The 19,794-nt window shown below is 55.9% G+C and carries 16 protein-coding genes, 1 tRNA gene and 1 riboswitch; of the genes, 16 read left to right on the forward strand and 1 reads right to left on the reverse strand.

Going from position 1 to position 19,794, the window contains the following annotated elements:
• Positions 1 to 221 precede the first annotated feature (221 nt).
• Positions 222 to 316: riboswitch (guanidine-I (ykkC/yxkD leader) on the forward strand.
• Between the two features lie 63 nt (positions 317 to 379).
• The 7 genes from CRO33_RS13615 (at position 380) to CRO33_RS13645 (ending at position 8,622) form a co-directional block, all read left to right on the forward strand.
• Positions 380 to 1,438 carry a putative urea ABC transporter substrate-binding protein gene (locus CRO33_RS13615; protein ID WP_058961101.1) on the forward strand — a complete coding sequence of 353 codons (1,059 nt, stop codon included), beginning with the start codon at positions 380 to 382 and terminating at the stop codon, positions 1,436 to 1,438.
• 14 nt (positions 1,439 to 1,452) lie between these two features.
• On the forward strand, positions 1,453 to 2,265 hold the full coding sequence (locus CRO33_RS13620) for an ABC transporter permease (protein WP_097118544.1): 813 nt from the start codon (positions 1,453 to 1,455) through the stop codon (positions 2,263 to 2,265).
• Between the two features lie 14 nt (positions 2,266 to 2,279).
• Positions 2,280 to 3,041: an ABC transporter ATP-binding protein gene (locus CRO33_RS13625; RefSeq protein WP_097118480.1), complete on the forward strand. Its 762-nt coding sequence runs from the start codon at positions 2,280 to 2,282 to the stop codon at positions 3,039 to 3,041.
• Positions 3,042 to 3,052: 11 nt separating this feature from the next.
• A complete protein-coding gene (locus tag CRO33_RS13630) occupies positions 3,053 to 3,760 on the forward strand; it encodes an urea amidolyase associated protein UAAP1 (RefSeq protein WP_097118481.1) in 708 nt (235 codons plus the stop codon).
• Complete coding sequence (locus CRO33_RS13635; protein WP_097118482.1) at positions 3,760 to 4,395, forward strand: urea amidolyase associated protein UAAP2; 636 nt, start codon at positions 3,760 to 3,762, stop codon at positions 4,393 to 4,395. The genes CRO33_RS13630 and CRO33_RS13635 overlap by 1 nt, the downstream gene beginning before the upstream one ends.
• An 81-nt stretch (positions 4,396 to 4,476) precedes the next feature.
• A complete protein-coding gene (uca, locus tag CRO33_RS13640) occupies positions 4,477 to 8,076 on the forward strand; it encodes an urea carboxylase (protein WP_097118483.1) in 3,600 nt (1,199 codons plus the stop codon).
• Positions 8,077 to 8,325: 249 nt separating this feature from the next.
• Positions 8,326 to 8,622 (forward strand): HTH-type transcriptional regulator, encoded by a 297-nt coding sequence (locus CRO33_RS13645; RefSeq protein ID WP_034827767.1) that lies wholly within the window; start codon positions 8,326 to 8,328, stop codon positions 8,620 to 8,622.
• Between the two features lie 43 nt (positions 8,623 to 8,665).
• Here CRO33_RS13645 and CRO33_RS13650 read toward each other — a convergent pair whose 3' ends face one another.
• Positions 8,666 to 9,259, reverse strand: a complete 594-nt coding sequence (locus CRO33_RS13650; protein ID WP_045815024.1) for an HD domain-containing protein — start codon at positions 9,257 to 9,259, stop codon at positions 8,666 to 8,668.
• A gap of 61 nt (positions 9,260 to 9,320) precedes the next feature.
• Here CRO33_RS13650 and CRO33_RS13655 point away from each other — a divergent pair, with 61 nt between their 5' ends.
• From CRO33_RS13655 to dppF, 9 genes are all read left to right on the forward strand, one after another.
• On the forward strand, positions 9,321 to 9,785 hold the full coding sequence (locus tag CRO33_RS13655) for a MarR family winged helix-turn-helix transcriptional regulator (protein WP_097118484.1): 465 nt from the start codon (positions 9,321 to 9,323) through the stop codon (positions 9,783 to 9,785).
• Between the two features lie 98 nt (positions 9,786 to 9,883).
• Entirely contained in the window at positions 9,884 to 10,312 is a 429-nt protein-coding gene (locus tag CRO33_RS13660; protein ID WP_097118485.1) for an organic hydroperoxide resistance protein, read from the forward strand.
• Positions 10,313 to 10,570: 258 nt separating this feature from the next.
• Positions 10,571 to 12,262 (forward strand): kdo(2)-lipid A phosphoethanolamine 7''-transferase, encoded by a 1,692-nt coding sequence (gene eptB / locus CRO33_RS13665; RefSeq protein ID WP_097118486.1) that lies wholly within the window; start codon positions 10,571 to 10,573, stop codon positions 12,260 to 12,262.
• Positions 12,263 to 12,387: 125 nt separating this feature from the next.
• Positions 12,388 to 12,464: transfer RNA gene (locus CRO33_RS13670), tRNA-Pro, on the forward strand.
• 1,460 nt (positions 12,465 to 13,924) lie between these two features.
• Entirely contained in the window at positions 13,925 to 15,535 is a 1,611-nt protein-coding gene (gene dppA / locus CRO33_RS13675) for a dipeptide ABC transporter periplasmic-binding protein DppA (RefSeq protein WP_034827775.1), read from the forward strand.
• Between the two features lie 198 nt (positions 15,536 to 15,733).
• Positions 15,734 to 16,753 (forward strand): dipeptide ABC transporter permease DppB, encoded by a 1,020-nt coding sequence (gene dppB, locus CRO33_RS13680; protein WP_034827777.1) that lies wholly within the window; start codon positions 15,734 to 15,736, stop codon positions 16,751 to 16,753.
• Between the two features lie 9 nt (positions 16,754 to 16,762).
• Positions 16,763 to 17,665: a dipeptide ABC transporter permease DppC gene (gene dppC, locus CRO33_RS13685; RefSeq protein WP_034827779.1), complete on the forward strand. Its 903-nt coding sequence runs from the start codon at positions 16,763 to 16,765 to the stop codon at positions 17,663 to 17,665.
• Positions 17,666 to 17,677: 12 nt separating this feature from the next.
• The gene (gene dppD, locus CRO33_RS13690; protein WP_038643846.1) at positions 17,678 to 18,664 is read left to right on the forward strand and encodes a dipeptide ABC transporter ATP-binding protein; all 987 of its coding nucleotides are present in this window, start codon (positions 17,678 to 17,680) and stop codon (positions 18,662 to 18,664) included.
• A complete protein-coding gene (dppF, locus tag CRO33_RS13695) occupies positions 18,654 to 19,661 on the forward strand; it encodes a dipeptide ABC transporter ATP-binding subunit DppF (RefSeq protein ID WP_097118487.1) in 1,008 nt (335 codons plus the stop codon). The genes dppD and dppF overlap by 11 nt, the downstream gene beginning before the upstream one ends.
• Positions 19,662 to 19,794: the final 133 nt, after the last annotated feature.

Below are 19,794 nucleotides of genomic sequence, written 5' to 3' on the forward strand. Positions count from 1 at the left end.
GGGCTTCGTTTAAAACTGCGAGGTGCATCAATATTCATGGTGGAAGTTGCGCTTCATGTTGGTGCGCTCACGCTGCATTGCTGTGCACGAGGCGAACCGTTCGAACTGGAAATAACGTGAATGATGTTGTTTTTCAATGAATTGAAATATTGGCACTTTTTTTGAATGTGTTTATGCAGATGCAGGAGCGATAGCGGGCAACCGATGTCGCCAGACAATTTGCAATGGGTCACTAGGGTTCCGGTCGAAAGATGCTGGTCCGAGAGTGACCGACCGTCCTCTGACGGTTACACGGCGGGACAAAAGCCCGGGAGGAAAGCGAGATCGTTGCTCGCCGCCTCCTGCTTTTATTTCGCCCGTTAACGCCAGAGGAACCATCATGATCAAAGCCTGCCTTCGCTTGCTGTTGCTTTGCACCGTCGCACTGTTCAGCGTCAATACGCTGGCCGCCGACAAACCCTCCTTCAAGATCTGTTGGTCCATTTACGCGGGCTGGATGCCATGGGATTTCGCCCAGCAGAGCGGCATCGTGAAAAAATGGGCCGATAAATACGGCATCGACATCCAGTTTGTGCAGGTCAATGACTACATCGAATCGGTGAATCAGTACACCGCCGGCGGCTTTGACGGCTGCACCATGACCAACATGGATGCCCTGACCATTCCTGCCACCGGCGGCGTGGACAGCACGGCGCTGATCGTCGGCGACTACTCCAACGGCAATGACGGTATTTTGCTGAAGGGCAAAGGCAACATTGCCTCGCTCAAAGGCAAGCCGATCAATCTGGTCGAACTCTCGGTCTCTCACTATCTGCTGGCGCGTGCGCTAGAGAAATCGGGCATGAGCGAGAAGGATGTCAAAGTGGTGAACACCGCGGATGCCGATCTGGTGGCGGCGTTCGGCACGTCTGACGTGCATTCCATCGTCACGTGGAACCCGCTGCTGGCCGAAGCGGAAAAGCAGCCAGACAGTCATTTAATCTTCTCTTCAGCACAAATCCCCGGCGAAATCCTTGATCTGCTGGTGGTGAATACCGCCACGCTGAAAAAGTATCCGCAGTTGGGCAAGGCGCTGACCGGTGCCTGGTATGAAACGCTGAAAACCATGTCCGGCGCGAGTGACAGCGCCAAAGCTGCGCGCACGCAAATGGCGCAGGCTTCCGGCACCGATCTGGCGGGCTTCGATCAGCAGTTGGCCGCCACTCACTTGTTCAGCGATGCCAAAACCACCCTCGATTTTGTCGACAGCCCGCAGTTGAAAGCCACCATGCAGCTGGTCGCAGAGTTCTCCTTCAAGCACGGTTTACTGGGTGAAGGCGCACCGAGTGCTGATGTGGTGGGCGTGGAAACGCCAGCAGGCAATTGGGGCGATACCAACAACCTGAAACTGCGCTTCACCGATGAGTTCACCAAACTGGCCGCTGCGGGTCAGCTTTAAGCGAGACGATGCCGATGCGTAAATTGATCAACTACCAACCGCTGCTGCTCGGTCGCCTGCTGCTAGGCATCCTGCCGCTGCTGGCGCTGCTGCTGGTCTATCTGTTCGCGTCGGATGCGCGTCTCAGCCTGAACGCCGCAGACAAACTGTTGCCAGGGTTTAACGCGATGGGGGACGCCATCAGTCGCATGGCGTTTCAGCCCAGCCCGCGCACCGGGGAATACCTGCTGTGGACCGACACCGCCGCCAGCCTGATGCGCCTGCTGAGCGGGGTGGCGATCAGCGCACTGCTGGCGCTGGCGATTGGCCTGTTCACCGGCGCGCTGCCGGTGGTGCGGGCAGTGCTGGCACCGCTGGTGACGGTAGTCGCGCTGGTGCCGCCGCTGGCAATTCTGCCGATTCTGTTTATCTGCTTTGGCCTCGGCGAAGTGTCGAAAGTGGTGCTGATCGTGATCGGCATTACTCCGCTGATTGCGCGCGATTTGCAGCTGCAGGTGGAGAAAATCCCGCGCGAGCAGCTGGTGAAAGCGCAGACGCTCGGTGGGCACAGCGCGCAGATTTTGTGGCGCGTGATTCTGCCGCAGATGATGCCGCGTCTGCTGGATGCGGTGCGTCTGTCGCTGGCGTCAGCGTGGTTGTTCCTGATTGCTGCTGAAGCGATTGCCGCCACTGAAGGGCTGGGGTATCGCATCTTCCTGATGCGCCGTTATCTGGCGATGGATGTGATTTTGCCGTACGTGGCGTGGATTGCGCTGCTGGCCTTTGTGCTCGACCTGCTGCTGCGGCTGATCAGCCGTCGCTGCTGGCCGTGGTATCACGCGAAATGATTCAGGAGCGAACCATGCCATTACTGCAACTGAAAAACCTCGAAAAGCATTACGGCGATCAGGTGGTGCTGGAACGTCTCAACATCAACGTCGAGCAGGGCGAGTTTGTGGCGATTGTCGGGGCGTCAGGCTGTGGCAAAACCACTTTCCTCAACATGCTACTTGGCACCGAATCGCCGACCAAAGGCCAACTGCTGCTGGACGGTGAACCCATCCCCGACGAACCCGATGCCCATCGCGGCGTGGTATTCCAGCGCTATTCGGTGTTTCCCCATCTGACGGTGCTCGGCAACGTGATGCTGGCGGAAGAGTTCAGCAGCGCCCGCTGGCTGGGACGTGTGTGGGGCAAAAAGCGGCAGGCGATTCGTCAGCGTGCGCAGGCAATGCTGGCGCAGGTTGGCCTGGAGCATGCGCAAAACAAATACCCGCACCAGCTCTCGGGCGGCATGCAGCAACGCCTGGCGCTGGCACAGGCGCTGATGAAACAGCCGCGCATCCTGCTGCTTGATGAGCCGTTTGGTGCGCTCGATCCCGGTATCCGCAGTGAAATGCACCAGCTGATTACCCGCCTGTGGCAGCAGCACAACCTGACCATTTTTATGATCACGCATGACCTGAAAGAGGGCTTCAGCCTGGCTTCACGCCTGCTGGTGTTCGACAAACTGCGTCATGACCCGCACGCGCCGCAAGCCTGGGGCGCGACTATCACTTACGACCTGCCGCTGGATCGCACACAGCCTGATGTTGCGCTGCCATCTGAGCCGCAGGTGGCTTAAAGGAGCAATACATGAATGCTTATCAAACCCTGTTACCGGCGGGATCGCACTGGTCGCTGGTGATGCGCAGCGGTACGGCGCTGACACTGACCGATATTGAAGGCGGTGCCAACGTCGGCATGCTGTTCTACAACCCGGAAAATCTGCTGGAGCGCTACAACGCGCCCGATACGCTGAAGTGCCAGCACACTTTCCGCCTGACGGCCGGGCACTGCCTTTACTCCGATATGGGACGCATTTTCTGCGGCATCGAAGAAGACAGCTTCGGCTGGCATGAGAGCGTCTGCGGCACCTTAAATGCTGAGCACACTGCCGCACGCTTCGGCGCCAGCGACTATCAGCAGGCGCGCAATCTGCGCCATCAAAACGGCTACGACAGTTTCCTCGTCGAGCTGGCGAAATACGGCCTCGGCCAGCGTGATATGGCCTCTTGCCTCAACCTGTTTGCCAGGGTGCGCGCCGATGATAACGGCACGCTGCAACTGGAGCAGCAGGGTGCACCTGGCGCACAGGTGCGGCTGCGCTTCGCCATGGACACGCTGGTGATCCTACACACCTGCCCGCATCCGCTGAATGTAAGCAGCGAATATCCGCGCCAGCCGGTGCAGATCGCACTGGACGCCCAGCGCGCGCCGCTGCCGGACATTTGCCTGGCGCGTGCCGAAAACCAGCGCGGACTGCGCAACAACGCACTCTATCAGCTGCAAGGAGAAATCTGATGATCACTGAAAGCTTACTCAATTCCGCCGAAGCGCCATTCCAGCAGCAGGTGAACGCCGGTGATTACTGGCTGCAGCGCATCGAAGCGGGCCAGACCTTGCGTATCACCGATCTGGAAGGGAATCAGGCTGCCGATACCCTGTTCTTCAACGGCGACGACACTGCCGAGCGTTACAGCATGAGCGATACGCTGCGCGGGCAAAAGAATGTGTTCCTCAGTGCGGGCAGCGTGCTGCGTTCCAACTTGGATCGCCCGATGCTGACGATTACCGCTGATACCTGTGGTCGCCACGATACGTTGGGCGGCGCCTGCTCCTGTGAAAGCAACACCGTGCGCTACGACCAGGAGAAGCGCCATATGCATTCCTGCCGTGACAGCTGGATGCTGGCGGTGGCCGAGAAGCCAGAATTTGGCCTGACGCGTCGCGATATCGCCCACAACATCAACTTCTTTATGAACGTGCCGGTGACGCACGACGGGGGTTTGACCTTCGCCGATGGCATTTCTGCACCGGGTAAATACGTCGAGATGGTGGCGGAGATGAATATCCTGGTGCTGATCTCCAACTGCCCGCAGCTCAACAATCCCTGTAACGGTTACAACCCGACGCCGATCTTAGTCAGCGTGTGGTGAATCTTTGACGCAACGGGACGACCCGTTTTTAAGCCGTCATTGTCCCTGCAGGACGACCTGCCGTAATAAGAGATTTCACTCATGATTGATCGCGTATTGATTGCCAACCGTGGCGCGATTGCTGTGCGCATCATCCGTACCTTGCAAGCGATGAACATCCGCGCGATTGCGGTGTATGCCGAAGCCGACCGCCACGCGCGCCATGTGCGACTGGCCGATGAAGCCTGGTCGCTGGGCGAGGGGCAGGTGCGAGACACTTATCTTAATCAGCAAAAAATACTGGAAATTGCCGCACAGAGCGGGGCGCAGGCAGTGCATCCCGGTTACGGATTCCTCAGCGAAAATCCCGAGTTTGTGACGCGCTGTGAAGCGGCCGGCGTGCAGTTCCTCGGGCCGAGTGCCGGGCAGATGGCCGCGTTCGGTTTAAAACATCGTGCGCGTGCGCTGGCACAGGAGAATCAGGTGCCGCTGCTGCCGGGCAGTGGTTTGCTGACTTCGCTGGACGAAGCGCGAGTGATGGCGGAGAAGATTGGCTACCCGGTAATGCTGAAAAGCACCGCCGGTGGCGGCGGTATTGGCATGCAGCGTTGTGATGATGCCGAACAGCTCAATGCGGCGTTTACGCGTGTTAAACGACTGGCAGGCAATAATTTCGCCGACGATGGCGTATTTTTAGAGAAGTTTATCGCCCGCGCGCGCCACATTGAGGTGCAGATCTTTGGCGATGGTGCTGGCAATGTGATTGCCCTTGGCGAGCGTGACTGTTCTGCTCAGCGCCGCAACCAAAAAGTGCTGGAAGAGACGCCCGCACCGGGATTGAGTGCGGCGGTTCGCGCTGAGCTACAAGCAACTGCGGTGCGACTGGCGCGTGCGGTCAACTACCGCAGCGCGGGCACCGTGGAGTATGTCTACGATGATGCCAGCCAACAGTTCTGGTTTCTTGAAGTGAACACCCGTTTGCAGGTGGAGCACGGCGTCACTGAAATGGTGTATGGCGTGGATTTGGTACGCTGGATGGTGGAGCTGGCACAACAAACGTTACCGCCGCTGCACACCTTATCGACCGAAGCGCAAGGCCATGCGATTCAGGTGCGCCTGTACGCTGAAGACCCGGCCAAACAGTTCCAGCCCAGTGCCGGTTTGCTCAGTCACGTCCAGTTCCCGACGGAAAGTGAGGACGCCACGCTGCGCATTGACAGCAGCGTGGAAACCGGCATGGAAGTATCGCCGTTCTACGATCCGATGCTGGCGAAAGTGATTGTGCATGCGGCCAGCCGTGAGGTGGCATTGCGCAGTCTGGCACAGGTGCTGGACGCCACCGAGCTGTACGGTATCGAAACCAATCTGCTGTGGTTGCGCCATCTCTGTTCCCTGCCGGAAGTGCAGCAGTGCCGCATCATCACCGCCACGTTGGGCGGCGTGCAGTGGCAACCGCCCACGCTGGATATCCTCAGCGGCGGCACCTTGACCACGGTGCAGGATGCGCCTGGCCGTGTCGGTTACTGGCATGTCGGTGTGCCGCCGTCTGGCCCGTTTGACAGCCGCGCGTTCCAGTTGGGTAATCGCTTATTGAATAACGACGCGCAGGCGGCGGGGCTGGAGATTACCTTGCGCGGTCCCACGCTGCGTTTTAATCAGGCGTGCAGTTTTGTTCTGACCGGCGCACCGATTGCCGCGCAGCTGGATCTGCAGCCGTTAACGATGCATCAGATTGTCACCGCGCAGGCCGGGCAAACCCTGACGCTGGGCGATGTGAGAGAAGGGTGCCGCAGCTATCTGCTGCTGGCGGGCGGCTTGAATACGCCGCGCTATCTTGGCAGCCGCAGCACCTTTACGCTCGGCAAGTTTGGCGGTCACGCCGGGCGGGCTTTGCGGGCGGGCGATGTATTGCATCTTGCCGAACCGCAGGTGCTGACAACGGCAGACTTGCCTCGCGAGTTGGTGCCGGAACTCAACGGCGAATGGCAGCTGCGGGTGATTTACGGCCCGCACGGCGCACCGACCTTCTTTACCGATGATGACATCGAGGCGTTCTTTGCCGCTGAGTGGCAGGTGCATTATAACTCCAGCCGTACCGGCATTCGCCTGATCGGACCGAAACCGACCTGGGCGCGCAGCGACGGCGGTGAAGCGGGCATGCATCCTTCCAATATTCACGACAACGCCTATGCCTTTGGCACGGTGGATTTTACCGGTGATATGCCGGTGATCCTCGGCCCGGACGGTCCTTCGCTCGGTGGCTTTGTCTGCCCGGCCACGGTGATCGAAGCCGATCTGTGGAAGCTCGGACAGCTCAAAGCAGGGGATCGCTTGCGCTTCCTGCCGATCGATCTCAGCAGTGCGGATCAACTGGCGCAGGCAGAGCGTGAAGCGATCATCAAACTGCAATCAGTACCGCTTACAGTGAACGCTGCGCTGCCCCTTATTGATCCACTATTGCACCATCAGGCGGCAGAAAATGGCCGCCCATCGCTCAGTGTGCGTGCAGCAGGTGACCGTTTTCTGCTGGTAGAGTATGGCGATTTGATGCTGGATATCGCCCTGCGTTTCCGCGTGCACGCGCTGATGCAACAGCTGGAAGCCCATTCTCTGCCGGGTCAGCTGGAATTAACGCCGGGCATCCGTTCGCTACAGGTGCATTACGACGCACAACACTGTGTGAGAAGTGAGCTGTTGGCGCAAATTTTGCACATTGATCATGCGCTAGGCGACCTCAGCGAGGCCGCTGTGCCCTCGCGTACTGTGTGGTTACCGCTCAGCTGGGACGATGCGGCCTGCCGTGAGGCGATAACCCGCTACAGTCAGTCGGTACGCCCCAATGCGCCGTGGTGCCCTAGCAATATAGAATTTATCCGCCGCATCAATGGTCTGGCCAGCATTGATGAGGTGAAGGAGATCGTGTTCAGCGCCGCCTATCTGGTGATGGGGCTGGGCGATGTCTATCTCGGTGCGCCCGTGGCGACGCCGCTCGACCCGCGTCATCGCCTGGTGACCACGAAGTACAATCCGGCGCGCACCTGGACAGCAGAAAACTCGGTAGGTATTGGCGGCGCTTACATGTGCGTCTATGGCATGGAAGGGCCGGGCGGTTATCAGTTTGTCGGGCGCACCATGCAGATGTGGAACCGCGATCGACAAACCTCGGCCTTCACACAGCCGTGGCTGCTGCGCTTCTTTGATCAAATCCGTTTTTATCCGGTCAGCGCCGAGGAATTGCTCAGCATTCGCGAGCGTTTCCCGTGGGGTGACTATCCGCTGCGGAGCGAAGAGGGCGAATTCCGCCTTGCAGATTATCAGGCGATGCTGGTGGAGCAGGCGGAGGAAATCGACGCCTTCCAGCAGCAACGTCAGCAGGCTTTTGACTGTGAACTGGCGTGCTGGCGAGCAGAAGGGCAATTCACCTTCGACAGTCAGCTGCAGGAACAGAGTATTGAAGAGATTACGGTGCCTGCAGGGTGTAGCCCGGTAGAGAGCCAGGTGGCGGGCAGCGTGTGGCAATGGTTGGTTGACGAAGGCAGTGAGATTGAAGCGGGTGCCACGGTAGGCATTCTCGAATCTATGAAGATGGAAATCCCGATCGTGGCGCCAGTCAGTGGAAAAATCCATAGTTTCTATCGGCAGGCTGGGCAGCAAGTGCAGGCGGGTCAGTTACTTATGGTGATCGATCCTTCTGCGGCATAAGTAAGAATAAAAAATAATCAGTAATCAGGCAGCAAAGCCGGGGATTTGACCCATAATTAGTAACCCGGCTGATTGTTGCATTGCCATGACATCTTTTCGCAGTGTGCAACAGGCTGTGTCCCGTAACGGTTTAATAAAAAATCGAAAAGACCGCTGCGGGATACAGCCTGACTTGGCCGGGTTTCAGCGCCTGGTGGCGCTTACCTCTCTACTTTCACGTGCTTCATAGTGAGTTTTAAGGAGTTCTCTATGGAAATAAAAGATCCAATGGTCGAGTTATTGAGTAGCCTTGAGCAGATTGTTTTGACACGTGATGCACAGCCTTCCGTATCAGAAATTACACTCAACGCAGTATCCGTTCCCGAGCCACAGCGTTTACGCGAAATGACCGGCATGCAGGTGGATGAGTTCGCCCGCGTGATGGGGGTGAGCGTTTCATCTGTAAAAAGTTGGGAGGCGCAACGCACGCGCCCATCCGCTACGGCACGTAAACTGATGAAACTGCTGCAAGCGAATCCCTACCTGGGGCGGCAGTTGCTCGAGTAAAAAGACTATCGGTTCTCTGACCCGCCTGCACGGCGGGTTTTTTTTAGCTCAATCCGCCGTATTTCGCCGCCTGTTTCACAAACCAACTCTCTGGCACGCTGTGTGGTGGCTGCGCCAGCTGATCAATGCCTTGCTGAATGATCTGCTCTGCCTGCTGCCACAATTGCGGATCGCCTTGATTCAACAACTGAATCTGGATCTGTTTTTCAATCAGGTAGATACGTGCAAAGTCGGGATCGAAATGCACAATGGCGCGGGTGTTGTCGATGATATCGGCCAGCTTGATGGTTTGCGCATCGGGACAGGCTTCGGCGGTATGGCGGAAGTGCGCCAGTTTGCGGGCGGCGCGGTTTTTCGCCTCGGGCTGCGCGCTGTCAGTCAGCATGTCGACCAACTGCGCGACGCGCTGTCCAAAATGGCTCTCAATGTCCTGTAACGTGCTCGGGGTATCTTCCACGGTGTCATGCAGCCAGGCGGCGGCAATCATCTGTTCATCATCGGTGACGCTGCGCACCAGTTCGGCCACCGCAGCTGGGTGCACTATGTAAGGCTCATCGGTGTATTTGCGACGCTGACCCGCAGCAGCATGTGCCTGCGTGGCATAACGGCGCGCTTGCTCTTCCAGTGAATCACGCATCTTTAACACTCCGGAATAAAGTTGCTTGCAATTATCTAGCGCGCTATCTATATTGAATCGCATGAACAGTAATCAAGATGACAAAAAAGTGCAGCAGACGCCACTCCAGGTTGATCAACACCTCTGCTTCGCGCTCTATTCGGCGAATCTGGCGATGCACAAAGTCTATCGCCAGCTGCTGGCTGAGCTGGAGATTACCTATCCGCAATACCTGGTGATGCTGGTGCTGTGGAATCAGGATGATGTGACCGTAACGGAGATTGGCGAGCAGCTTTTCCTTGATTCAGCCACGCTGACGCCGCTGCTGAAACGCTTAGAAGCCGCGGGTTTGTTACGCCGTCAGCGTTCGCGTCGCGATGAGCGCCAGGTGGTGGTGACCCTGACAGATGAAGGTCGTGCGCTGCGTGAACGAGCACAAAGCATTCCCGAGGCGGTACGCTGTGCCACCGCCTGTGACGATGACACCTTGATTGCTTTGAAAAATCAGCTGGACGATTTGCGCACCAATCTTAACCGCGCCAAATAAAGCATTTTGGATGTCGCCAATGCGGCATCCTGGATATCAACGTCAAAACTGCGCATAGATATATAGTGCGCGATTATATAGCGAATAGTGAGGTTAATATGTCTTTAGATAAAGTTGTTTATACCGCAAAAGCCAAAGCCACCGGCGGCCGTGATGGTCGTGCGACTTCGTCTGACAACGTGCTGGATGTGAAACTGGGCGTGCCAAAAGAGATGGGCGGCGCAGGCGGCGAAGTCACTAACCCAGAGCAGCTGTTCGCCGCGGGTTACTCAGCGTGCTTCCTCGGTGCGATGAAGTTTGTGGCTGGCCGTGACAAAATCACCATGCCAAAAGATGCGTGGATTGAAGGCGAAGTCGGTATCGGCCCAATTCCAACCGGTTTTGGTATCGAAGCTAAACTGAACATCCACCTGCCAGAGATGGATGCAGCCGAAGCGCAGAAACTGGTGGATGCGGCACACATTGTTTGCCCGTACTCTAACGCCACGCGCGGCAACATTGATGTGACTCTGAATATCCTCAACTAAGGTCGCTGCCAGTCCAAAGAGAGGCTCCATCAGGGGCCTTTTATCATTTTATGGGGTCAGATCAATTATTGTCTGGTCTTACCATTGGTTAAATGTTCTACTGCTGCGCTGCATGCGCCTTCATTGCCGTTCCGGTTCAGATTCGTCCCGTTCCTGCTCGTTGCTTGCGCTTTTCTCGCTCACGGACGAACTCTATTGACTTTAAATAGTCCCATTTAAGGTTGGTTTATTGACACCGGGTCAGGAATGAATAAGTAAATGAATTATATCAAAACGTTAACGCAGCAAAAGCTGTCGCTGTTGCTTGCGCTCTATCTCGGCATCTTGTTGAATTTGCCAATTTTTTATCGCCGATTTGACGGCTTCCTAACGAAATCCACCCTCTCTAACTGGCTTTCTGCGGTCGCAGAAGTGACCGCTGCGGTGCTGCTGACGTTTTTCCTGATGCGTCTGCTATCGCTGGGCGGTAAGTGGGTTTATCGCATCCTTGCCACGTTAACCGTGGTAATTTCCGTGGCTGCCGCCTATTACATGGCTTTCTTTAATGTGGTGATCGGCTACGGCATCGTGGCCTCAGTGATGACCACTGATGTCGATCTCTCTAAAGAAGTGGTCGGCATGCGCTTTGTGCTGTGGATGGTGCTGGTCAGCGCGCTGCCGCTGCTGCTGATTTGGCGTAATAACCTTAGCCAGACCTTGATTGAGCAATTGAAAACGCCGGGCCAGCGTCTGAAGCCTGCGCTGATCATGCTGTTGAGCGTAGCGCTGGTGTGGTTGCCGATTCGCTACTTCGACAAACTGCAAAAAGTGAATGAAGAGATCACCAATATCGACCTGCCAAGTTACGGCGGGGTGGTGGCGCACTCGTATTTGCCTTCTAACTGGATTGCGGCGCTAGGTCTGTTTGCCTGGACCAAAGTCGATGAAGAGATGGATGGGGCGGAACTGCTCGATCCAGCGAAGAAGTTTACTTACGTGGCACCGCCGGGCATTGATGATACCTATGTGGTGTTTGTGATTGGCGAGACCACGCGCTGGGACCACATGGGTTTGCTGGGCTATGACCGCGATACCACGCCGAAGCTTTCTAAAGAGAAAAACCTGGTGGCGTTCCGCGGTGAGTCTTGCGATACCGCCACTAAGCTGTCGCTGCGCTGCATGTTCGTGCGCGAGGGCGGCACCATGGATAATCCTGGCCGCACGCTGAAAGAGCAGAACGTTTTTGCGGTGATGAAGGAGCTGGGCTTTACCTCTGAGCTGTTCGCCATGCAGAGTGAAGTGTGGTTCTACGATAACGCCGATGTGAATAATTTCTCGTTCCGTGAGCAGATTGGTTCTGAGAAGCGTAATCAGGGTAAAGCGGTGGATGACATGCTGCTGGTGCCAGAACTGCAGGCCTCGCTGCAACGTTTCCCGAAAGGTAAGCATCTGGTGGTGTTGCACACTAAGGGTTCGCATTATCTGTATTCACAGCGCTATCCGCGCAGCTTCGCCCGTTATCAGCCGGAATGTATGGGCGTGGATGAGACCTGTAGTAAAGCGCAGTTGATCAATGCTTATGACAACTCGATTCTTTACGTCGATACCATGCTGGATAGCGTGCTCGATCAGTTGCGTGATAAGAAGGCGATTGTGTTTTATGCCGCCGATCATGGTGAGTCGATCAGCGATAATATGCACTTACACGGCACGCCGCGTGAGATGGCGCCGCCGGAGCAGTTCCGCGTGCCGATGATGGTTTGGGCCTCTGATAAATATCTCGAAGATCCCACCAACCGCAGTAACTTCGAGCGTTTGCAGGCGCAGCAGCGCGTAGGGAAAACCCATCGTCATGTTGAGTTGTTCGATACCATTTTAGGCTGCCTGGGCTACAGTTCGCCGGATGGCGGGATTAAAGCGGCGAATAACTGGTGTCAGGCACCAGCGGCGACGCCTGCTAAAGCGTTGTAAGGGTTTTCTGGAAGGTGTTGAGCGGCTGGGCTTTTTGCGGCGCTGTTTGCTTTCCAGGCGATCGGGCGGATTTTACGGAAAAGGGATTGACGCTCCCAAGGGGGAGCAGTAATATTCGCCCCCATCGGCGAGTAGCGCAGCTTGGTAGCGCAACTGGTTTGGGACCAGTGGGTCGGAGGTTCGAATCCTCTCTCGCCGACCATATTTGAAGAAACCTGCTTGAAAAAGCAGGTTTTTTTTCGTCTGTCGATCGCGGAGTCGGTGCAGCCAGGAGTGAATACGGGGCCGCTGCGTAAAGTCGCTGCCTCGTCCCTGATCGCTCGACACACGCCATCCATGGCGTGTAACGCTTTACTCCGCGGCCCCGCATTCCCTCCTTCATTTGATTCTGTGCGCGCTTTTGGAAGTGAACATTTTGCTTTGTGTTTGTTGCCAGGGGCGGAGTTGTTAAGTTTGTGCGAGGTTTTAAAAGCGGAGCTGGTGCAGTCAGGAGTAAATACGGGGCCGCTGCGTAAAGTCGCTGTCTCGTCCCTGATCGCTCGACACACGCCATCCCTGGCGTGTAACGCTTTACTCCGCGGCCCCGCATTCCCTCCTTCATCTGATTCTGTGCGCGCTTTTGGAAGTGAACATTTGGCTTTGTGTTTGTTGCCAGGGGCGGAGTTGTTAAGTTTGTGCGGGGTTTTAAAAGCGGAGCTGGTGCAGCCAGGAGTGAATACGGGGCCGCTGCGTAAAGTCGCTGTCTCGTCCCTGATCGCTCGACACACGCCATCCATGGCGTGTAACGCTTTACTCCGCGGCCCCGCATTCCCTCCTTCGTTTGATTCTGTGCTTGCTTTAGGAAGCGAACATTCGGCTTTGTGCGTGCTGTCATAAAGAAAACATGCTGTTGCTTAGATGCGTGCTGCTTTTCAAAACAGCAGCATCAATGCTGATGAGCGATGGGAAGGGGGCTCGGGGAGCAAAGCGTTCGCCGCAGGGATGCGGCGACCGAGGCTACAGGGATGTATTTACGCCGTCTTTGCGATCGAGCCGCCTTCCCTGAGCAGCGCACCATTTAAAAGCGATGTTGTTTGCACCTAACCTTGTAATTCACCTATCCCATCCGACAAATCACATTTACCCGCTATTATTCCAACTTTACCGACTCGACCCCTCACGCAATCAACCCTGCACGCTTAATTCGCGACACATTCTTCTTATGACCGATTATTGCTTTTTGCTGATTTCTTATGCCATTACCCCAGCATATTTCGCTGCCTGAACGTCATAACGCACGACGAATCGTTCAGTTATTCGACGTTTACCAATAACTTTTGTGTGTTTTTTAGCGGTGATAATCACTGTCATTTGACTGTATAGCCAGACAATCACGCGGCATTGCGCGCTTTATCACCTTTTTAAATTTTGGCTCAGCGCAATAACCCTGTTTTTTATCGTTGCTTGCACTTACTCACACTCTGTGTAAATAACCCCACCTTGTATTGACGTTCTTTGCAACTGTTGACAAATTGATGCGTCAATAACATGCAGAGTAGGGCGATTCTGAGGAGCCATTGGCTATCGGATGACAAAAAAAACCACTCGCATGCTGCCCGAACCGCATAAAAAAATTCAGAGGTCGGGCGACGCACACAACATCACATCACAATGGAGCAAAACATGATCAACTCCCTGGCTAAATCCAGGATGCTGAAGGTCGGTCTTAGCCTGATTGCTATGACTGTTGCCGCGGGTGTCCAGGCGAAAACCCTTGTATATTGTTCAGAAGGTTCGCCGGAAGGCTTCAACCCACAGCTCTTCACATCGGGTACCACTTACGATGCCAGCTCCGTGCCGATCTACAACCGTCTGGTTGAGTTCAAAACCGGTACTACCGAGCTGCAGCCTGGCCTGGCTGAAAAATGGGACGTTAGCGAAGATGGTAAAACCTATACCTTCCATCTGCGTAAAGGCGTGAAGTGGCAAACCACCAAAGACTTTAAGCCAACGCGTACCTTCAACGCTGACGACGTCGTGTTCTCCTTCGAGCGCCAGCTCGACAAAAACAACAAGTACCACGGTGTATCGGGCGGCAGCTACGAATACTTTGAAGGTATGGATATGCCGAAGCTGATCGAGAAAATCGAGAAAGTTGACGACTACACCGTACGCTTCACCCTGAGCCGTCCTGAAGCACCGTTCATTGCTGACCTCGGCATGGACTTCGCCTCGATCCTGTCAAAAGAGTATGCGGACAACATGCTAAAAGCCGGCACGCCAGAGAAGCTGGACCTCAATCCAGTGGGCACCGGTCCATTCGTGCTGCAGCAGTATCAGAAAGATTCTCGCATTCTGTATAAAGCCAACCCGGACTTCTGGGGCACCAAGCCGAAGATTGATCGTCTGGTGTTCTCTATCACGCCTGATGCGTCTGTGCGTTACGCCAAACTGCAGAAGGGTGAGTGCCAGGTGATGCCGTACCCGAACCCGGCTGACATCGCCAGCATGAAGAAAGATGACAAAATTAACCTGATGGAGCAGCCTGGTCTGAACGTCGGTTACCTGTCATTCAACACCGAGAAAAAACCGCTGGATAACGTGAAAGTGCGTCAGGCACTGACCATGGCGGTGAACAAACAAGCCATCATCGACGCTGTGTATCAGGGCGCTGGCCAGGCCGCGAAAAACCTGATCCCACCAACAATGTGGGGCTACAACGACGATGTGAAAGATTACGCTTACGATCCTGCCAAAGCGAAAGAGCTGCTGAAAGAAGCCGGCATGCCGGATGGTTTCTCTATCGACCTGTGGGCGATGCCGGTACAGCGTCCTTACAACCCGAACGCCCGTCGTATGGCGGAAATGGTTCAGGCTGACTGGGCGAAAATTGGCGTGAAAGCCAAGATCGTCACCTTCGAGTGGGGCGAGTACCTGAAACGCGCCAAAGCCGGTGAACACCAGACTGTCATGATGGGCTGGACCGGTGACAATGGGGATCCGGACAACTTCTTCGCCACCCTGTTTAGCTGTGCCGCCGCCAAAGACGGCTCTAACTACTCACGCTGGTGCTACAAGCCGTTTGAAGATCTGATTCAGCCTGCACGTGCTGAAGCCGATCACAACAAACGTATTGAGCTCTACAAACAGGCTCAGGTAGTGATGCATGACCAGGCTCCGGCGCTGATTATTGCTCACTCCACCGTGTATGAGCCGGTGAGCAAGAAAGTGACTGGCTATGTGGTTGATCCATTAGGTAAACATCACTTCGAAAACGTCGATATCCAGGAATAACCTTTCGGATTATCGCGGTCTGGGCCAGCGCTGCTGGCCCTCGGGCGGCACCTTTGCCGCCCGGTCTCCGCACTTTTTTTCCGGCTAATTTCTTATATTGAAGCGCTTCTTGCGTCGCGTCCGGCATTGTCGGCTGCGTGTTGTGAGCAATGTAGTCCCTGGCGGCAACGCCACGGGAAATGACTGAGAATCCGGCTTATGCTGCAATTCATACTCCGACGTCTGGGCCTTGTCATCCCAACGTTCATCGGTATTACCTTACTGACCTTTGCGTTTGTCCATCTGATCCCCGGTGACCCGGTGCTGATCATGGCTGGCGAACGCGGTATCTCTCCCGAGCGTCACGCCCAGCTGATGGCCCAATTTGGCCTCGACCAGCCGATGTGGAAACAGTACATCACCTACATTAATGGTGTGCTGCACGGCGATCTCGGCATCTCGCTGAAAAGCCGCATCCCGGTATGGGATGAGTTCGTCCCTCGTTTCAAAGCCACGCTGGAACTCGGCATCTGCGCGATGCTCTTCGCGATTGCGGTGGGCATTCCGGTTGGCGTGCTGGCGGCGGTAAAACGCGGTTCGGTGTTTGACCACACTGCAGTGGGCATCTCCCTGACCGGTTACTCCATGCCGATTTTCTGGTGGGGCATCATGCTGATCATGCTGGTATCGGTGCAGCTCAACCTGACACCGGTATCCGGGCGTGTCAGTGACACGATTTTCCTTGATGACAGCCACCCACTCACCGGTTTTATGCTGATTGATACGCTGCTGTGGGGTGAAGAGGGCGATTTCAAAGATGCGGTGATGCACATGATTTTGCCGGCCATTGTGCTGGGCACTATCCCGCTGGCGGTGATCGTGCGTATGACGCGTTCTTCAATGCTGGAAGTGCTGGGTGAAGATTATATCCGCACTGCGCGCGCTAAAGGCCTGACGCGTATGCGCGTCATCGTAGTGCATGCACTGCGCAACGCGATGCTGCCGGTGGTAACGGTTATCGGTTTACAGGTCGGCACCCTGCTGGCCGGTGCGATTCTGACAGAAACCATCTTCTCGTGGCCGGGACTGGGTCGCTGGCTAATCGAAGCATTGCAGCGCCGTGACTATCCGGTGGTGCAGGGCGGCGTATTGCTGGTGGCAATTCTGATCATCGTGGTCAACCTGCTGGTTGATCTGTTGTACGGCGTGGTCAATCCGCGCATTCGACATAAGAAATAAGGGGGCATCATGACAACTGTTGATCCCGCAAGCGTAAGCGCTGCACCCAAGCCGATGACCCCGATTCAGGAATTCTGGCACTACTTCAAACGCAATAAAGGCGCGGTGATTGGCCTGGTTTACATCATTCTGATGCTGCTGATCGCCATCTTCGCTGATGTGCTGGCGCCGCATGCGCCGTCAGAGCAGTTCCGTGATGCGCTGCTGCATCCGCCGGTGTGGCAGGAAGGCGGCAGCTGGAAATTTATCTTTGGCACCGATGACGTGGGCCGTGATGTGCTGTCACGCCTGATGTTCGGCGCACGTTTATCGCTGCTGGTTGGCTGTCTGGTGGTAGTGCTGTCGCTGATCCTTGGCGTGGTGTTTGGTCTGATGGCAGGTTACCTCGGCGGCGTCGTCGACGCGGTGATCATGCGTCTGGTGGATATCATGCTGGCGCTGCCAAGCCTGCTGCTGGCATTGGTGCTGGTGGCGATTTTTGGTCCGTCGATTGTCAACGCCTCGCTGGCGATCACCTTCGTCGCGCTGCCGCACTATATCCGTCTTACGCGTGCTGCGGTGCTGGTGGAAGTAAACCGCGATTACGTCACCGCCTCCAGCGTGGCGGGTGCCGGTACGCTGCGCCAGATGTTCGTCAATATTCTGCCTAACTGCCTGGCACCGCTGATCGTGCAGGCGTCATTAGGTTTCTCCAACGCCATCCTCGATATGGCGGCGTTGGGCTTTCTCGGAATGGGGGCGCAACCGCCAACGCCGGAGTGGGGCACCATGCTCTCCGACGTGTTGCAGTATGCGCAAAGTGCCTGGTGGGTGGTGACGTTCCCTGGTGTCGTCATCCTGCTCACCGTGCTGGCATTCAACCTCATGGGCGATGGTTTGCGTGATGCACTCGACCCGAAACTCAAGCAGTAAAGAGGCACCGAGATGGCACTATTAAATGTAGAAAAACTGTCGGTGCACTTCGGCGACGAAAAAACACCGTTCCGTGCAGTAGACCGTATCAGCTACCAGGTTGAACAAGGCCAGGTGGTGGGGATTGTGGGTGAATCCGGCTCGGGTAAGTCGGTCAGCTCGCTGGCGATTATGGGCCTGATTGATTATCCCGGTCGTGTGATGGCGGAAAAGCTGGAGTTCAACCAGCGCGACTTGCAGAAGATCTCTGAAAAAGAGCGCCGCCAGTTGGTGGGCGCAGAAGTGGCGATGATCTTCCAGGACCCGATGACCAGCCTCAACCCGTGCTACACCGTGGGCTTCCAGATCATGGAAGCGCTGAAGGTGCATCAGGGCGGCAGCAAAAGCACGCGCCGTCAGCGTGCTATCGACCTGCTGGATCAGGTCGGTATTCCCGATCCGGCCTCTCGTCTTGATGTTTATCCGCATCAGTTGTCGGGCGGTATGAGCCAGCGCGTGATGATCGCGATGGCGATCGCCTGCAAACCCAAGCTGCTGATTGCTGATGAACCGACAACTGCACTGGATGTGACCATTCAGGCGCAAATCATCGAACTGCTGCTGGAGTTGCAGAAGCAGGAGAACATGGCGCTGATCCTGATTACCCACGATTTGGCGCTGGTGGCAGAAGCCGCGCAGCACATCATCGTGATGTACGCCGGACAGGTGGTGGAAAGCGGGAAAGCGGTGGATATCTTCAAAGCCCCGCGTCATCCCTACACCCAAGCGCTGCTGCGCGCGTTGCCGGAGTTTGCCGCAGATAAAGCGCGTCTGGCTTCGCTGCCGGGTGTGGTGCCGGGCAAATATGATCGTCCTACCGGCTGTCTGCTCAATCCGCGCTGTCCGTATGTGACCGAACGCTGCCGTCGTGAAGAACCTGAACTGCGTGACATTCCGGGTCGCCAGTCTAAATGCCATTTCCCACTGGATGATGCCGGGAGACCGACTTATGAGTCTTGATAACACTAAGCAGGATTACCTGCTGCAGGCGATCGACCTGAAAAAACACTACCCGGTGAAGAAAGGGCTGTTTGGCCAGGAGCGTCTGGTGAAAGCGCTGGATGGCGTCTCGTTCAACCTTGAACGCGGCAAAACGCTGGCGGTGGTCGGTGAGTCGGGCTGTGGTAAATCCACACTTGGTCGCTTGCTGACCATGATTGAAACGCCAACCGAGGGCCAGCTCTACTGGCATGGTCAGGATTTGCTGAAACACGATCCACAGGCGCAAAAACTGCGTCGTCAGAAGATCCAGATCGTGTTCCAGAACCCGTACGGCTCGCTTAATCCGCGCAAAAAAATCAGCCAGATTCTCGAAGAACCGCTGGTGATTAACACCTCTCTGACTAAAGCGGAACGTCGCGAGAAAACGCTGGAGATGATGGCGAAGGTGGGCCTGAAAACCGAGCATTACGATCGCTATCCGCATATGTTTTCCGGTGGCCAGCGTCAGCGTATCGCCATCGCGCGCGGGCTGATGCTCGATCCGGACGTGCTGATTGCTGATGAGCCGGTATCCGCGCTCGACGTTTCCGTGCGTGCGCAGGTGCTCAACCTGATGATGGATTTGCAGCAGGATTTGGGTTTGTCCTATGTGTTCATTTCTCATGATTTGTCGGTGGTGGAGCATATCGCAGACGAAGTGATGGTGATGTATTTAGGTCGTTGCGTTGAGCGCGGCAGTAAAGAGGCCATTTTCAGCAATCCGCGTCATCCTTATACGCAGGCCTTGTTGTCAGCCACGCCACGTTTGAATCCAGATGAGCGTCGTGAAAGGATTAAATTGACCGGCGAACTGCCAAGTCCACTCAATCCGCCGCCGGGCTGTGCGTTTAACGCGCGCTGCCGCCGCCGCTTTGGTACCTGCGTCCAGTTGCAGCCCAAACTTAAGCAATATGGCGAGCAGCAAATTGCCTGTTTCGCGGTGGATCAGGACGAGAATCAGCCAGTGGGCGTGTAATTAACAACGCCAAAAATGAATAAAGGCTCCTGCGGGAGCCTTTATTTTTTCCTGCGTTATACTTCAGGGATGCTAACAAGAGAAATGTTTCTGCCAGAAGCGTCTGGAAATGTATTACTCCAGTGCATCAGTA

Source organism: Pantoea sp. GL120224-02, assembly GCF_900215395.1.
GTDB lineage: Bacteria > Pseudomonadota > Gammaproteobacteria > Enterobacterales > Enterobacteriaceae > Pantoea > Pantoea communis.

Coding starts and splice junctions, on each gene's coding strand:
- CRO33_RS13615 (WP_058961101.1), top strand. CDS start 380: ATGATCAAAGCCTGCCTTCGCTTGCTGTTGCTTTGCACCGTCGCACTG.
- CRO33_RS13620 (WP_097118544.1), top strand. CDS start 1,453: ATGCGTAAATTGATCAACTACCAACCGCTGCTGCTCGGTCGCCTGCTG.
- CRO33_RS13625 (WP_097118480.1), top strand. CDS start 2,280: ATGCCATTACTGCAACTGAAAAACCTCGAAAAGCATTACGGCGATCAG.
- CRO33_RS13630 (WP_097118481.1), top strand. CDS start 3,053: ATGAATGCTTATCAAACCCTGTTACCGGCGGGATCGCACTGGTCGCTG.
- CRO33_RS13635 (WP_097118482.1), top strand. CDS start 3,760: ATGATCACTGAAAGCTTACTCAATTCCGCCGAAGCGCCATTCCAGCAG.
- uca (WP_097118483.1), top strand. CDS start 4,477: ATGATTGATCGCGTATTGATTGCCAACCGTGGCGCGATTGCTGTGCGC.
- CRO33_RS13645 (WP_034827767.1), top strand. CDS start 8,326: ATGGAAATAAAAGATCCAATGGTCGAGTTATTGAGTAGCCTTGAGCAG.
- CRO33_RS13650 (WP_045815024.1), bottom strand. CDS start 9,259: ATGCGTGATTCACTGGAAGAGCAAGCGCGCCGTTATGCCACGCAGGCA.
- CRO33_RS13655 (WP_097118484.1), top strand. CDS start 9,321: ATGAACAGTAATCAAGATGACAAAAAAGTGCAGCAGACGCCACTCCAG.
- CRO33_RS13660 (WP_097118485.1), top strand. CDS start 9,884: ATGTCTTTAGATAAAGTTGTTTATACCGCAAAAGCCAAAGCCACCGGC.
- eptB (WP_097118486.1), top strand. CDS start 10,571: ATGAATTATATCAAAACGTTAACGCAGCAAAAGCTGTCGCTGTTGCTT.
- dppA (WP_034827775.1), top strand. CDS start 13,925: ATGATCAACTCCCTGGCTAAATCCAGGATGCTGAAGGTCGGTCTTAGC.
- dppB (WP_034827777.1), top strand. CDS start 15,734: ATGCTGCAATTCATACTCCGACGTCTGGGCCTTGTCATCCCAACGTTC.
- dppC (WP_034827779.1), top strand. CDS start 16,763: ATGACAACTGTTGATCCCGCAAGCGTAAGCGCTGCACCCAAGCCGATG.
- dppD (WP_038643846.1), top strand. CDS start 17,678: ATGGCACTATTAAATGTAGAAAAACTGTCGGTGCACTTCGGCGACGAA.
- dppF (WP_097118487.1), top strand. CDS start 18,654: ATGAGTCTTGATAACACTAAGCAGGATTACCTGCTGCAGGCGATCGAC.